Here is a 14,222-nt window from a genome sequence, read left to right on the forward strand (position 1 = left end):
TTCGGCGCGGCCCGCGCCTCAGAGCAGGCTATGCGGCGAATCGGACATTTGTTCGAGCGACACGCTCAGACCCGAGCGCGCCGCTCGGCATCCCGCCAGGCCTGCTGCGCCTTGGTCAGCGAGCCGCCGGTCGCCGCGCGCGCCTGAGGAGCGCCGCGCCACGCATGACACAGAGCGAGCGCCAAGGCGTCGGCGGCGTCTGCAGGCTGCGGGAGGACATCCAGCCGCAGGATGCGCGCCACCATCGTCTGCACTTGGCGTTTGTCGGCGCTGCCGTACCCGGTGATCGCGGCCTTGACCTCGGTCGGGGTGTGCGTAGCCGCCGGAAGACCCCGCTCGCCCGCGAGCATCAACGCGATACCGCTGGCCTGCGCAGTACCCATGACCGTGCTCCGATTGTGCTGGGCGAACACGCGCTCCACCGCAACGACATCGGGCCGATGCGAATCCAGGATCTCGCGGATGCCGGACGCGATGCCGGCGAGCCTCAGCTCGATGGCGAGGTCGGCATCCGTCCGGATCACGCCGACATGGACAAGTGCCGCAGAGCGGTCGGCAGCGACATCCACGACACCCACGCCGCAGCGGGTGAGGCCGGGATCGATTCCGAGCACGCGAACAGTCGCCACCCGGTAACGCTAGGCGCGACGAGCGGCGGTGCCCAGAAGGCGCGCCCTACTCGTCGTTCTCGAGCTCGGCCTGGACCTCGGCCGACAGGTCGAAGTTGCTGTAGACGTTCTGGACGTCGTCGCTGTCTTCGAGAGCGTCGATGATCCGGAATACCTTGCGTGCAGTGTCGGCGTCGACCTCGACCTTGAGCGAGGGAACGAACTCGACATCCGCCGACTCGTAGTCAAGGCCCGCCTCCTGCAGCGCCGAACGCACGGCGACGAGGTCGGATGCCTCGGTGATGACTTCGAATCCCTGAGCGTGCGGCTCGATCTCCTCGGCCCCTGCCTCGAGTGCCGCCATCATGACGTCGTCTTCTGTGGTGCCCTCACCCGAGACGACGATGACTCCCTTGCGGTGGAAGTTGTAGGCGACTGACCCGGGGTCTGCCAGCGTTCCTCCGTTGCGCGAGAGCGCTGTGCGCACTTCGGCTGCCGCGCGGTTCTTGTTGTCGGTCAGACACTCGATCATGAGGGCCACGCCGCTCGGTCCGTAGCCTTCGTAGAGGATCGTCTGGTATTCGACGGCGTCGCCCGAGATGCCTGCACCGCGCTTGATTGCGCGGTCGATGTTGTCATTGGGAACCGAGGTCTTCTTCGCCTTCTGCACGGCGTCGTACAGCGTGGGGTTACCAGCGAGATCGGCACCGCCGAGCTTGGCTGCGACTTCGATGTTCTTGATGAGTTTGGCGAACGACTTGGCACGACGCGCGTCGATGACGGCCTTCTTGTGCTTGGTCGTCGCCCACTTGGAGTGGCCGGACATGCGCTCGATTCTATCGGCCGCGTGAAGCGTGCTCCGTCAGGCTGCCGAGCGCACGGCGCGCAGGAACAACTCGTGGAACCGCGTCTCGCCGGTCACCTCGGGGTGGAACGAGGTTCCGAGCAGGGCACCCTGGCGGACGGCGACCACACGGTCGTCGTCGAGGGACGCCACGACCTCGGCTCGCTCCCCGACCTGCTCGACCAGCGGCGCACGGATGAAGACCGCGTGCACCGCTGGCTCGCCGAAGACTGGCACATCGATGTCGGTTTCGAACGAGTCGACCTGGCTTCCGAACGCGTTGCGGCGCACGATGACGTCCAGGCCACCAAATGTCTGCTGACCCTCGATGCCATCGATGATGTCGTCGGCCAAGAGGATCAGGCCGGCGCACGTGCCGTACATCGGCATCCCGGCCTCTCGCGCCGCGATGATCGGCTCACGCATCCCGAAGGCTCGGGACAACTTGTCGATCACGCTGGACTCGCCGCCGGGGAGGACCAGCCCGTCGACAGCGGCGAGTTCCTCGGGTCGGCGCACGAGGGAAACTTCGACGTCGAGGCCGCGCAGCACCGCCACATGCTCGCGCACATCGCCCTGGAGGGCGAGCACACCGACATGCGGACGGGTAGTGCTCACCAGCCCCGCTCGGCGAGGCGATGGGGTGCCGGAAGGTCGGCGACGTTGATGCCGACCATCGCTTCGCCGAGGCCCCGGGACACGTCCGCGATGACCTTCGCGTCGTCATAGAAGGTCGTCGCCTTCACGATCGCCGCCGCGCGCTCCGCCGGATTCCCGGACTTGAAGATCCCCGATCCGACGAAGACGCCGTCGGCCCCGAGCTGCATCATCATCGCGGCATCCGCGGGCGTAGCAACGCCCCCAGCGACGAAGAGCACGACCGGCAGCGTTCCGGTCTCAGCGATCTCGGCGACGAGCTCGTACGGAGCCTGAAGTTCCTTAGCGGCGACGTACAGCTCATCCTTGGAGAGCGCACCGAGTGCGGCGATCTCGCCCTTGATCTTGCGGATGTGCTTCATGGCCTCAGAGACGTCACCGGTGCCGGCTTCGCCCTTCGAGCGGATCATCGCGGCGCCCTCGTTGATACGGCGCAGAGCCTCACCGAGGTTCGTGGCACCGCACACGAAAGGCACCGTGAAACCCCACTTGTCGATGTGGTTGACGTAGTCGGCGGGCGAGAGTACCTCGGATTCGTCGATGTAATCCACGCCGAGCTCCTGCAGCACCTGAGCTTCGACGAAGTGCCCGATCCGCGCCTTGGCCATGACGGGGATCGACACCGCCTCGATGATGCCGTCGATCATGTCGGGGTCGCTCATGCGCGACACGCCGCCCTGCGCGCGGATGTCAGCGGGCACCCGCTCCAGGGCCATCACCGCGACGGCGCCCGCGTCCTCGGCGATCTTCGCCTGGTCGGGGGTGACGACGTCCATGATGACGCCGCCCTTGAGCATTTCGGCGAGCCCGCGCTTGACGCGAGACGAACCGGTGGTGGATGCGGACACGAGGATCCCTTCGTCTTGACCTATGCCAAAACCTAGCATGTCCCACCGCTTAGACTCGTCGGGATGACTGCTCTCGATGCGCACCCGGCCATCGCCGGCTCGACGGCGACCGACATCGCGGAGAGCGTTCGGGGCCTCGTCGAACGCGGCGTGCTCGCTCCCGGTGACGCGCTCCCCCCGGTCCGCGCCCTGGCCGAGCGTTTGGGCGTGAATCGCAATACTGTCGTCGCTGCCTATCGCCATCTCGCCCAGGCGGGAACTGTTGTGACACGGGGCAGGGGCGGGACCCTCGTTGCCGGATCGCCCCGGATGCCGCAGGAGGGCTTTGCTTCCGGAACGGTTCTGCGTGACCTCGGCACCGGAAATCCGGATGCCGCACTCATCCCCGATCCAACCCGCCTGCTCTCGCGCGTCACCGGCCGACCCGTGCTCTACGGTGAGCCGGTCATCGACCGCAACTTCGAGGCGTGGGCGAACGCGTGGATGCGCGAGGCGATGGTCGATCAGCCCGAGCTGCGTTTGACGATCACCGGCGGCGCGTCAGACGCGATCGAGCGGCTGCTCGGACAGTCCCTCGCCCGTGAGGATGCCGTCGCCGTCGAAGACCCCTGCTTCCTGTCGACGATGAACATCCTGCGTTTGGGCGGCTACCGGGCGGTGCCGGTTCCTGTCGACGACGAAGGAATGACTGTCGCTGGGCTCCGTGCGGCCCTGGATGCCGGGGTGCGTGCCATCGTGAGCACCCCCCGCGCCCAGAATCCCACCGGCGCCAGCCTGTCAGCAGCGCGGGCAGCCGCGTTGCGCGCTGAGCTCGCCGCGCACCCGTATGTTCTCGTCGTGGAGGACGACCACTTCTCCCTCCTCTCCGAGCGCCCCTTCCACACGATCGTCGGACCCGATCACGAACGCTGGGCACTCATCCGGTCGGTGTCGAAATTCCTCGGCCCCGACATGTGCCTGGCGGTTACCGCGTCGGACCCCGAAACGGCGGCGCGACTCGCGCTGCGTCTGAGCCCGGGGACGACGTGGGTGAGTCATCTGCTGCAGCGCCTAGCCCACGCGCTGCTCACCGACGATGCAGTGCGCGACGACATCCGGCGTGCGGGGGCCCACTACGCCGAACGCAACGCTGCAGTTGCGCAGCTCCTGCAGGACGCCGGTGTACCGGCACACGCCGCCGACGGCCTCAATCTCTGGGTGCCGCTGGGAGTCCCGGCCCGCGCCGTGGGCGAACATCTCATGCGGCGCGGCTGGTTGGCGCGCTCCGGCGAAGAATTCGTGCTCGCCGGAGAGGATGCCGCCCAGCGACTGCGCCTCACCGTGCACGACCTCACGGATGCTGAGGCGACACGCCTGGCATCCGATCTGTCAGCCGCCATCGACGCGGCCCGTTCCGCGAAAGCAGGTCAGCCATCATGAAGGTCCTCTCGATCCAGTCCGCCGTCGCCTACGGCCACGTCGGCAACTCGGCAGCAGTGTTTCCGCTGCAGCGCATCGGCGTCGAGGTCTTGCCGGTGTACACCGTGAACTTCTCCAACCACACCGGGTACGGCGCCTGGCGCGGACCGCTGATCTCGCCGGCGGACGTCGCGGAGGTGCTCACCGGCATCGAGGAGCGCGGAGTCTTTCCGCAGATCGACGCGGTGCTGTCGGGCTACCAGGGCTCCGAGGGCATCGGAGATGTGATCCTGGACGCCGTCGCCCGGGTCAAAGCCGCCAACCCGGCGGCGGTCTACGCCTGCGATCCGGTCATGGGTAATGCGAAGTCAGGATGCTTCGTCGCGCCGGCCATCCCGGTGCTGCTGCGCGAGCGTGTAGTTCCCGCTGCCGACATCATCACCCCGAACCAGTTCGAGCTCGGCTTCCTGACGGGCACCGAACCCGCCGATCTCGAATCCACGCTCGTCTCGGCGGATCTCGCCCGCGCCATGGGCCCGCGGACAGTCCTGGTCACCAGTGTCGAACGCCCGGATGCTCCCGAGGGCACGATCGAGATGCTCGCCGTCACCGACGACGGCGCATGGATCGTGCAGACGCCGCGCATCCCGATGAAGGCGAACGGCTCTGGCGATGTGACTGCCGCGCTGTTCACCGCCCACTACGGGGCGACCGGTGACGCCGCGCTCGCCCTCGCACGGACGGTCTCAAGCGTGTTCGATCTGTTGCAGAACACCTACGACTCGGGCGAGCGGGAACTGCAACTCATCGAATCGCAGGAGGTTTATGCCCACCCGCGGATGCAGTTCGAGGTCGCACGCGTTCGCTGACCTCTACGCTCAGTCGGCGGGCCAGGCTGCCGCGAGGGTCTCGCGCACGTCGCCCAGAAGCTGAGGCAGCGCCTTGGTGCGCGCGATGATCGGAAAGAAGTTCGCGTCCGAGGCCCATCGCGGAACAACGTGCTGGTGCAGGTGCTCGTCGACACCCGCACCGGCTACCGCACCCTGGTTCATCCCGATGTTGAAGCCGTCACAACGCGACACCGAGCGAAGTACGCGCATAGCTGTCTGCGTGAGCTCGGCGATCTCCTGGGTCTCCTCGGCCGTTGCCTGATCGTACGTCGCGACATGGCGGTACGGGCACACCAACAGGTGACCGGAGTTGTACGGAAAGAGATTCAGCAGAACGTAGGCGCTCGTGCCGCGGTGGACGATCAGGCCGTCGGCATCCGACTTTCCCGGAGCGGCGCAGAACGGACACGCGGCGCGCATCGCGTCTGCACCGGCCTGGACGTACGCCATCCGGTGAGGTGTCCAGAGCCGCTGAAAGCCGTCGGGGACCCCGGCGAACTCGGAAGACGGCACGCCCTCCGAACTGGATGCCGCGGCATCCGTCATGCCAGATCCTCGGCGGTATCGACGAGCGCCTTGTTCTCGATGGCGGCGCTGATACGCGCGACCGCCTCATCCAGCGGAATGCCGTTCGTCTGCGAGCCATCACGGAAACGGAACGAGACGGTTCCCGCGGAACGGTCCTGCTCCCCCGCGATGACCTGAAGCGGGACTTTCTGGGTCGTGTGCGTGCGGATCTTCTTCTGCATGCGGTCGTCGCTGCGATCGAGCTCCGCTCGGACGCCCGCGGAGCGGAGCCGGTCGATGAACGAACCGAGATAGGCGGCATATTCATCGGCGACGGGAATGCCGACGACCTGAACGGGGGCCAGCCATACCGGGAAGGCGCCTGCGTAGTGCTCGAGGAGGATCGCGAAGAACCGCTCGATCGAGCCGAACAACGCGCGGTGGATCATCACCGGCTGGTGCTTCGCGCCGTCGGGACCGGTGTACTCGAGTTCAAACCGCTCGGGCTGATTGAAATCAAGCTGGATCGTCGACATCTGCCAGGTGCGACCGATCGCATCGCGGGCCTGCACCGAGATCTTCGGTCCGTAGAACGCGGCGCCGCCCGGGTCGGGCACGAGCTCGAGGCCCGAGGCTTCGGCCACCTCGCGGAGGGTCTCGGTAGCTTCCGCCCACAAGGAGTCGTCACCGATGAACTTCGGGTTGCCTTCCTCTTTGGTGGACAGCTCGAGGTAGAAGTCCTGCAGACCGTAGTCGCGCAGCACCGAGAGCACGAAATCGAGGTTTCGCGTCAGCTCGTCGCGCACCTGATCGGCGGTCACGTAGATGTGGGCGTCATCCTGCGTCATCCCCCGCACGCGGGTGAGACCCGCAAGGGTTCCACTCTTCTCGTAGCGATAGACCGTGCCGAACTCTGCAAGTCGCAGCGGCAGTTCACGGTAGCTGCGGCCTCGCGACCGGAAGATCAGGTTGTGGAACGGGCAGTTCATCGGCTTGAGGTAGTACTCCTGCCCCTGCCGGGTGACGTGGCCTTCGGCATCCACGATCTCGTCAAGCTCCATCGGCGGGTACATCCCGTCGGCGTACCACTGGAGGTGGCCGCTGGTCATGAAGAGGTCGCCCTTGGTGATGTGGGGCGAGTTGACCATTTCGTAGTCGGCGGCGAGCAGGCGCTGACGCATGTACTGCTCGATCTCGTAGCGGATGATGCCACCCTTGGGATGGAAGACCGCCAGTCCCGGCCCGATCTCGTCCGGGAACGAGAAGAGGTCCAGTTCAGCGCCGAGCTTGCGGTGATCGCGCCGCGCAGCTTCTTCGAGACGGTGCTGGTGGGCGCGCAGCTCGTCTTTCGTCGGCCACGCGGTGCCGTAGATGCGCTGCAACTGAGGGTACTTCTCGCTGCCGCGCCAGTAGGCGCCGGCGATTCGGGTCAGATCCCAGCCGTTACCGATCATGCGAGTGCCCGGAACGTGCGGACCGCGGCAGAGGTCCTTCCAGACCGTCTCGCCGTCGCGGCTCACATTGTCGTAGATCGTCAGTTCCGCACCGCCGACCTCGACCGACGCACCCTCGGCGGCATCCGCTCCTCCACCCTTCAACCCGATGAGTTCGAGTTTGAACGGCTCGTCGGCAAGCTCCGCACGTGCTTCATCCTCGGTGACCACCCGTCGAGTGAAGCGCTGGCCCTCGCGGACAATGCGCTCCATCTCCTTCTTGATGGCTTTGAGGTCTTCGGGCGTGAACGGTTCCTCGACGCCGAAGTCGTAGTAGAAGCCGTCGGTGATCGGCGGTCCGATCCCGAGGTTCGCCTGCGGCCGGATCCGCTGCACGGCCTGGGCGAGCACATGCGCTGTCGAGTGTCGAAGGATGTCGAGCCCGTCGGCACTGTCGATCGTCACGGGCTCCACCGTGTCCTCGGCGGTCACAACCGTCGCGAGATCCCGCAACGTGCCGTTGACCCGCAGGGCCACGACAGAGCGATCGGGGAAGAGGGCGAAACCGTCGGCGGGATAGGCCACGTCAGACGGGACGAGCGGTTGTGTCACAGCGAACTCCTGGGCGATGTCAGTCTCAAGGCTACCGAGCCGAGCGGGGGCATCCGACCAGAGCGATCACATGATCTGCCCGATGTACGAGTACTTGACGAAGACCTCGGGCGCGAGCCCCGCCTCCTCGAGCACTCCCTGCACGGCAGCCATCATGTATCGCGAGTCCCACCCCATGTACAGGTGATGGTCGTCATCCAGGCTGTCCCAGTCACCGTTCCACGCACGCTCGTTGTAGACGGGCCCACCTCGCCGGGAGCAGTACGCGATGACCGCGTCACGTCGATCCGCCCACAACCGCTTGAAGACGCGATTGAAGAGGTACTTGATGTCGGGAACTTCCCAGTGCTCACCGACGTACTCCACATACGAGAATTCGCGCTCCCAGCCTCGGGGCCATCCGCGGCGCGGAATCGCATCCAGAATGGGGGTCAACCCATCGTCGTCGATGACGAGCGGGCCCCGGCGGCGCCAGAGCGTCATCACCTGCTGAGCGAGCTCCGCTGACCGACCGCTGATCGCGGCGGTTCCCCACCTCTCGATCGACGCCAACGGCTGCGTGACGGTCATGGAACTCCTGCCATACACCGTGCGCTTATCGGGGAAGTCCGCGTCGAAGACCTGGGCGGCAAGGGGCTCCTCGAGCAGCGCGAGGTTACCGAGGGTCGCGGCTAGAGCCCGGTGACTGTTCTGTTCGTCCTCGCTGTAGTCCTTCCACCGCCGCCCATCGCCGCCGGTCCAGTCGTCCGACGGCGCTGGCGGGAAGACGTGGTCGATCACGAGGTCATCCTGCGCCGGATCGACGTCGGCCAGCCGGGACAGGACATACTCCGGATGCGGCAGCGGGCTGTGCTTCAGCGCAACACGCACGCGGTCATCGGACGGGGTCTGGCGAGAGATCGCAGCCGCGAGTGCGCCGATGCCCTCCCGTGATGCGCGGACGAGGCGGGCAACGAGACGATCCGACCCGACGCTGACCACGTCGCGGCGCAAGAGAAGCGACTGCAGATCGTCGAGCACGCTCAGAAAATCGTTGCGCTCGATCTCGCCGGCGCGGTGGCGCGCGTAGAGCGCCATGACGAGCGGATACATCCCGCGGGCGAACGTGTTGAGGTAGTGCAGACGCGCCCGGATTTCGGGATCCGGTTCCCCCTTGGGGTCAAGCAGCGTCGCGTAGAGCTGCGCGAAGGAACGCCACTGTTCTGCCAGGGTTCGAAGCGCCACGGGGTCGAGCCGCGGGAAATGAGTGCGGAATACGTCGTAGACACCGCGACCCGACGCGGTAGTGGCGACCTCGCGTCCGCCGACCATGACGAGGTAGTGGGCCCAGAACGAGGCGATGTGATCGCCGGTGCTGCGCTCGATGGCAGCCCAGTACTCGTCTTCGATGACCAGCTGCTCGGCATGCGAGAGTCCCATGAGCACGTAATTGTGAATCAACTCGTGGTCGCGCAGTGGCTCGCCCGTGGAGTTCAGGCTCTCGAAAATCTGCTGCGCATTGGCGCCAGTACCCAGCGAAATGGCGACGTGCTCGAGCCGCTGAAGCCCGCGCCAGACCCGGGCCACATCATCGGCGGAAATCTGGCTACGGAAGAACGCGTAGTTGTCGGCGAACCGTGAGGGCGCGGGGACCCCATCCGCAGCCCCAACGACGACGTCCCGGAAGGCTCCTGCCCACTCACGGTGAGGCCGAAGCTTCGTGTCACCGGTGGCAGCGTGAAGGAGCACGCGCTCAAGTTCTGCGGCAAGGGCGGCGTCTTCGTCCCGGATGGTGTGGAACAGCGCGGCGACCAGCAGCATCAGTGTCGTGATGCGTTGCTGCCCGTCGATGAGCACCCATTCCTCCGTGTCGTCGCCCGAGCGGGGACTCGAAGAATCGGCGGCGCTGAGAATCGAGCCGATGAAGTGCATCTGATCGGCATCCCGATCGGCGACAGCGCGGATGTCGCTGAGGAGCTGTTCGCACCCGCCGATATCCCAGCGGTACTGCCGCTGATAGACCGGGACGACGATCGTGGCCTGCGCAGACGCTAACCACGCAACCGTGTTCACGGCGTGAGCGCGGATGTTCGTCGCAGTGATCATCGAGTGTCTCCTCCGGCTGCGTGGACGACCCCGACGAGTCTAATAATCACGGCGCGGATGCCCAGGTTCCCGCGCAGGGCCGGAGGTAGGGTTGCCTAAGTTGGGCCTGTAAAAACGCGCTGGCTCACCGACCGAAAGGCACAAACCCTATGGGTTACATCAAGAGCGCCGCTCTCGACGAGACCGGCTTTGTCGTCCTCGACAGCTACAACGATCCGATCGATCCGAAGGAATGGCTCGACATCGAGTACGTGGATTGGAAGTCCTCGGGTGACACTCGTTTCGCACCTCTTGCCTCTGCCAAGGGCGAGATCGAGTGCAACGGCTTCTGGAACCACCAGCCGCCCCGTACCGACAAGGACGGCGTCTGGATCGATTCCCAGACCGCACTTGCACCAACCCTCACCGCCCGGGCGAAGGAGCCAGGCGCGAACGTGGGACGGTGCCGCATCATCGAGCTGCAGCCGAACTCGTACGCCGACTGCCTCTACAACCTCCACCAGGACGACAACAACCGCCTCAACCCCGACGGCACCGGTTGGGTAGTTCGTGGGTTCTTCAACCTGACCGATGACAAGGACAGCTACTTCGTCCTGCGTGAGAACCGCACCGACCCGAGCATCGAGTACCGCATCGCGCTGCCGGCTGGTGCTCAGCTGATCGTCGACACGCAGCGTCTCTGGCACGCCGTCCACCACCAGGGCGACGAGCCGCGCTACTGCCTCATCACATCCTGGACGTCGGGCCCGGAGCTTGACGCCTACATCGAGAAGTACCACGGCAAGCCCACCACCGAGTACTACCCCGTCTCGGAGGAGATCCGCGAGGCCGGCCAGGCCGAGCAGGCGCGCCGGGATGCAGCCCGTGCCGCGTACTACGCCGCAAAGGGCCAGAAGGAGAAGCTCGCGATGAGCGAGGCCTGATCCACAGCGACCCGAAGGCCCTCATCCGATGAAGGACGGGGGTCTTCGTCGTTACGTGCTGGAATCGACCGGCACGTGTCGTGCGTGCGCAGCGAGACTCTGGGTCGGGTCAAGGCGATCAAGAATGATCTCCGCGATCTCGCGCAGCAGCGCCTGCTGGGTCGGGGAGAGCGCGTCGAGCACGAAAGAACGCACGTTGGCGACGTGCCCTGGTGTGGCCGCGATGACCTTGCGGCGTCCAGCACTGGTGAGTTCGACATCCATCGCACGCGCGTCCTCAGGCGCCGGGAGGCGCCGAACGAATCCTCGCTCTTCGAGGCGTGAGACGACATGCGACAGACGCGGAAGCGTGGCGTTTGACTCGATCGCCAAGGTGCTCATCCGCAGTGTGCGCCCATCGCTGAGTGCCAGTAGCGAGAGGACGAAGTAGTCGAAGTGGCTGAGCTGTTCATCCCGCTTCAGCTGCGTGTCCAGTTGTTTGGGGAGCAGTTCGAGCACGGCAACAAGCGGAACCCAGGTGGCCCGCTCCTCGGCCGTGAAAGATCGGGTTCTGTGCATTGTGCGATTCTACGGGAATAGTTGTTGCTACAACTATGTTGGGCAGTCACATAGCTCGCATGGGCTATCCACCTCCCGCAGGCCCGCGGGACTCTCAGAGAAGGCAGGTCACATCATGAGCACGATCACCATCTTCGGCAACGGAAACATGGGCGGGGCCATCGCCGGCGTCCTCGCTCGCGGGGGCGCCTCGATCCAGCACATCGTCAGCGGTGATACGGACGCAACGATCGAGGGCGACCTTGTCGTCCTCGCCGTCCCGTATGGCGCCCTCGAGACGATCGCAGCAACCTACGGCGAGCAGCTGACGGGCAAGACCGTCGTGGACATCACGAACCCCCTGAACTTCGAGACGTTCGACTCCCTCGTGGTGCCGGTCGGCTCATCGGCTGCGGCTGAGCTCCAGAAGGCTCTGCCGGGCGCACGCGTCCTCAAAGCCTTCAACACGAACTTCGCGGCTACCCTGGCGGCTGGAACGGTCGGAACCGAGAAGACCACGGTGCTGGTCGCCGGAGACGACGCTGACGCGAAAGCTGCCTTGATCAACGCTGTCACCGCCGGTGGGCTTGCAGCGCTTGACGCCGGCGCTCTGGCGCGTGCACACGAGCTTGAGGCGATCGGCTTCCTCCAGCTGACCCTGGCGGCCTCCGAGAAGATCAGCTGGACCGCTGGCTTCGCGGTCGTCCGGTAACGGCTCTGGACGACAGGAACGAAAGGTTCGGCATGTCTGACAAGCTCGCGGCAGCAACCCACATGGGAGCGGTCACTCTGAAGGTCGGAGACCTGGATGCGATGATCCGCTACTACACCGAGGCGGTGCCGCTGCAGCTTCTCAGTCACGCCGGACCGACCGCCACGCTGGGACGCGGCGGCGTTCCCGTACTGGTCCTTGTTCACACGCCCGAGCTCCGTCACGCCGCGTCCGGGCAGGCGGGCTTGTATCACACGGCAATCCTGTTCGAGACAGAAACTGCCCTCGCTTCGGCTGTGGCATCGGTCGCACGTCGGGCCCCCGGAACGTTCACCGGCAGCGCCGATCACCTCGTCAGCAAGGCCTTCTACTTCACGGACCCTGAGGGCAACGGTGTCGAGTTGTATTGGGACCGCGCCCGAACGCAGTGGTCCTGGACGCACGGACAGGTCGAGATGGACACCCTCTTCCTCGACCCGAATCAGTTCCTGCGCGAGCACCTCAGCGACCCGTCCACCGAGCCTGACAGCATCCGTGCGGCGCGAGTCGGGCACGTCCACCTCAGCGTCGGAGACGTAAGCATAGCGCGCGATTTCTATGTCGACCGGCTGGGGTTCGACGCCACGCTGGACTTCCACGGCTCGGCGCTGTTCGTCTCCGCCGGTGGCTACCACCACCACATGGCGATGAACGTGTGGAACAGCCGCGGCGCCGGGCGGCGTCAGCCCGCGCTGGGCCTCGGTGAAGTCAATCTCCTGGTCCCATCTCGTGACGACCTCGGCGCGCTCGATGAACGGATGCGCCACCACGGTGTCGACGTGGCCGATGACGGCGCGACACTTACCTTCGAGGATCCCTGGGCGAATTCGATCCGGGTGGCCCTGGCCGCGTAGTGCGCAGCGAGCTTGCGCGGAACCATCCACCTGGACACACGAGAAAACCCCCGGAACTCCGGGGGTTTTCGTTGTTCGTGGTGCGCGATACTGGGATCGAACCAGTGACCTCTTCCGTGTCAGGGAAGCGCGCTACCGCTGCGCCAATCGCGCCTAAAAAAGGCTATTCAGTTGTCATGCGAGGTGGCGACGGGATTCGAACCCGTGTAAACGGCTTTGCAGGCCGGTGCCTAGCCGCTCGGCCACGCCACCGTGTGTGGTTCGACCCACGTGTCGTGCTCCCGAAGGAAGCCCCGCACTCGAGCGGATGACGAGACTCGAACTCGCGACCCTCACCTTGGCAAGGTGATGCGCTACCAACTGCGCTACATCCGCATTGCACCACCGTGTGGCGCCTGACCGACTTTAGTCGAGAATCGCCGCCGCGCAAAACCGAAACGGCTCCGCGCGTGTCGGGGTCCGCGGTCGTGTGCTCGACCAGGAATCCGGTAGGATCGAGACTTGGCCCGCGAGGGTCTTGGGCGATTGGCGCAGTTGGTAGCGCGCTTCCTTCACACGGAAGAGGTCATCAGTTCGAGTCTGGTATCGCCCACAGCGAGAGAGCCCCTGGCATGAAGCCAGGGGCTCTCGTGTTCCCGCGCGACGCGCCCGCTACCGGCCCAGGCCGTGCCCGCGATCAGGCGCCTGCCGGTGCGGGTCGGTGGTGCCGAATCGGCTCAACCCAGGCAGCTTCTTCGCGCGCTCGCTCAGCGCCTTGGACGCGCCGCTGTTGAGCACGTCGAGCGCGGTGCGGTCGGCGAAGTCGCCGAGGTGGTGCAGGTAGCGGGCGGTGATCTGGATGGAGCCGTGCCCGAGCCACGCCTGCACGGTCGTCAGCGGCACGCCTCCCCACGCGTGGCCGAGGCGCGGCAGGAGGCGCTGCAGGCCCACCGCGAGCGGGCTCGGCTCGCGGTGCGACACCTGCGCGAGTCCACCATCCTGCGCCGACAGGTGCTCGGCCCGGCGACTCCGAGTGCCGCGATCACGCGTGCGAGCGGGTGGCGTGCCCGCGCGGAGCAGGCCTGGCACGACCTCGCTCGGATCGAGGCGCTACCAATCAGCGAGGCCGTCCAGTACGTCCGCGAACTCGCCGCCCGAGCCGAGGCCGAGCGGCAGGCCGCCGAGCGCGCCCAGGCAGCACGCGAGGGACGCGCCGCCCAGCTCGGCCGACCCCGACCGTCCACCGACCACGGCAGGACCGGGCCGGAGCGCGACGGTCTCGGCGTCTAGTTATAT

The 14,222-nt window shown here is 66.1% G+C and carries 15 protein-coding genes and 4 tRNA genes; 7 read left to right on the forward strand and 12 right to left on the reverse strand.

What is annotated here, in order from left to right; translation table 11 throughout:
• Positions 1–65 precede the first annotated feature (65 nt).
• The 4 genes from ruvC to pdxS are packed head-to-tail and all read right to left on the reverse strand — an operon-like array spanning position 66 to position 2,957.
• Complete coding sequence (gene ruvC / locus LL236_RS10790; RefSeq protein WP_228178773.1) at positions 66–629, reverse strand: crossover junction endodeoxyribonuclease RuvC; 564 nt, start codon at positions 627–629, stop codon at positions 66–68.
• 46 nt (positions 630–675) lie between these two features.
• A complete protein-coding gene (locus LL236_RS10795) occupies positions 676–1,434 on the reverse strand; it encodes a YebC/PmpR family DNA-binding transcriptional regulator (RefSeq protein ID WP_228178775.1) in 759 nt (252 codons plus the stop codon).
• Positions 1,435–1,470: 36 nt separating this feature from the next.
• Positions 1,471–2,073, reverse strand: a complete 603-nt coding sequence (pdxT, locus tag LL236_RS10800; RefSeq protein WP_228178979.1) for a pyridoxal 5'-phosphate synthase glutaminase subunit PdxT — start codon at positions 2,071–2,073, stop codon at positions 1,471–1,473.
• Positions 2,067–2,957, reverse strand: a complete 891-nt coding sequence (gene pdxS / locus LL236_RS10805) for a pyridoxal 5'-phosphate synthase lyase subunit PdxS (protein WP_308017270.1) — start codon at positions 2,955–2,957, stop codon at positions 2,067–2,069. The genes pdxT and pdxS overlap by 7 nt, the downstream gene beginning before the upstream one ends.
• 63 nt (positions 2,958–3,020) lie before the next feature.
• Here pdxS and LL236_RS10810 point away from each other — a divergent pair, with 63 nt between their 5' ends.
• On the forward strand, positions 3,021–4,376 hold the full coding sequence (locus LL236_RS10810; RefSeq protein WP_228178777.1) for an aminotransferase class I/II-fold pyridoxal phosphate-dependent enzyme: 1,356 nt from the start codon (positions 3,021–3,023) through the stop codon (positions 4,374–4,376).
• On the forward strand, positions 4,373–5,224 hold the full coding sequence (gene pdxY / locus LL236_RS10815) for a pyridoxal kinase PdxY (RefSeq protein WP_228178781.1): 852 nt from the start codon (positions 4,373–4,375) through the stop codon (positions 5,222–5,224). The genes LL236_RS10810 and pdxY overlap by 4 nt, the downstream gene beginning before the upstream one ends.
• A 9-nt stretch (positions 5,225–5,233) precedes the next feature.
• On the opposite strand, the gene LL236_RS10820 is transcribed toward pdxY, so the two are convergent.
• The 3 genes from LL236_RS10820 to LL236_RS10830 all read right to left on the reverse strand — a co-directional run bounded on the left by LL236_RS10820 (position 5,234) and on the right by LL236_RS10830 (position 9,882).
• On the reverse strand, positions 5,234–5,791 hold the full coding sequence (locus tag LL236_RS10820; RefSeq protein ID WP_228178782.1) for an HIT family protein: 558 nt from the start codon (positions 5,789–5,791) through the stop codon (positions 5,234–5,236).
• Entirely contained in the window at positions 5,788–7,797 is a 2,010-nt protein-coding gene (gene thrS / locus LL236_RS10825) for a threonine--tRNA ligase (RefSeq protein WP_228178783.1), read from the reverse strand. Before thrS ends, LL236_RS10820 begins: the two co-directional genes overlap by 4 nt.
• A gap of 66 nt (positions 7,798–7,863) precedes the next feature.
• Positions 7,864–9,882: a DUF262 domain-containing protein gene (locus tag LL236_RS10830; protein ID WP_228178784.1), complete on the reverse strand. Its 2,019-nt coding sequence runs from the start codon at positions 9,880–9,882 to the stop codon at positions 7,864–7,866.
• A 149-nt stretch (positions 9,883–10,031) separates the two neighbouring features.
• Here LL236_RS10830 and LL236_RS10835 point away from each other — a divergent pair, with 149 nt between their 5' ends.
• Complete coding sequence (locus LL236_RS10835) at positions 10,032–10,805, forward strand: hypothetical protein (protein WP_228178786.1); 774 nt, start codon at positions 10,032–10,034, stop codon at positions 10,803–10,805.
• Positions 10,806–10,856: 51 nt separating this feature from the next.
• Here LL236_RS10835 and LL236_RS10840 read toward each other — a convergent pair whose 3' ends face one another.
• Complete coding sequence (locus LL236_RS10840; RefSeq protein ID WP_228178788.1) at positions 10,857–11,363, reverse strand: MarR family winged helix-turn-helix transcriptional regulator; 507 nt, start codon at positions 11,361–11,363, stop codon at positions 10,857–10,859.
• Positions 11,364–11,478: 115 nt separating this feature from the next.
• Here LL236_RS10840 and LL236_RS10845 point away from each other — a divergent pair, with 115 nt between their 5' ends.
• Both LL236_RS10845 and LL236_RS10850 read left to right on the forward strand, forming a co-directional pair.
• Complete coding sequence (locus LL236_RS10845) at positions 11,479–12,054, forward strand: NADPH-dependent F420 reductase (RefSeq protein WP_228178789.1); 576 nt, start codon at positions 11,479–11,481, stop codon at positions 12,052–12,054.
• A 32-nt stretch (positions 12,055–12,086) separates the two neighbouring features.
• A complete protein-coding gene (locus tag LL236_RS10850; protein WP_228178791.1) occupies positions 12,087–12,947 on the forward strand; it encodes a VOC family protein in 861 nt (286 codons plus the stop codon).
• Positions 12,948–13,025: 78 nt separating this feature from the next.
• Here the strand turns inward: LL236_RS10850 and LL236_RS10855 are convergent.
• The 3 genes from LL236_RS10855 to LL236_RS10865 form a co-directional block, all read right to left on the reverse strand.
• A tRNA-Val gene (locus LL236_RS10855) sits at positions 13,026–13,100 on the reverse strand.
• A gap of 28 nt (positions 13,101–13,128) precedes the next feature.
• Positions 13,129–13,199: transfer RNA gene (locus tag LL236_RS10860), tRNA-Cys, on the reverse strand.
• Positions 13,200–13,249: 50 nt separating this feature from the next.
• Positions 13,250–13,322 (reverse strand) — tRNA-Gly (locus LL236_RS10865).
• A gap of 144 nt (positions 13,323–13,466) precedes the next feature.
• On the opposite strand from LL236_RS10865, the gene LL236_RS10870 reads away from it, so the two are divergent.
• Positions 13,467–13,539: transfer RNA gene (locus LL236_RS10870), tRNA-Val, on the forward strand.
• Between the two features lie 59 nt (positions 13,540–13,598).
• Here the strand turns inward: LL236_RS10870 and LL236_RS10875 are convergent.
• Entirely contained in the window at positions 13,599–13,829 is a 231-nt protein-coding gene (locus tag LL236_RS10875) for a hypothetical protein (protein WP_228178792.1), read from the reverse strand.
• Between the two features lie 12 nt (positions 13,830–13,841).
• Here LL236_RS10875 and LL236_RS10880 point away from each other — a divergent pair, with 12 nt between their 5' ends.
• On the forward strand, positions 13,842–14,216 hold the full coding sequence (locus LL236_RS10880) for a hypothetical protein (protein WP_228178793.1): 375 nt from the start codon (positions 13,842–13,844) through the stop codon (positions 14,214–14,216).
• Positions 14,217–14,222 lie beyond the last annotated feature (6 nt).

This window comes from Microbacterium schleiferi (genome assembly GCF_020781975.1).
Lineage (GTDB): Bacteria > Actinomycetota > Actinomycetes > Actinomycetales > Microbacteriaceae > Microbacterium.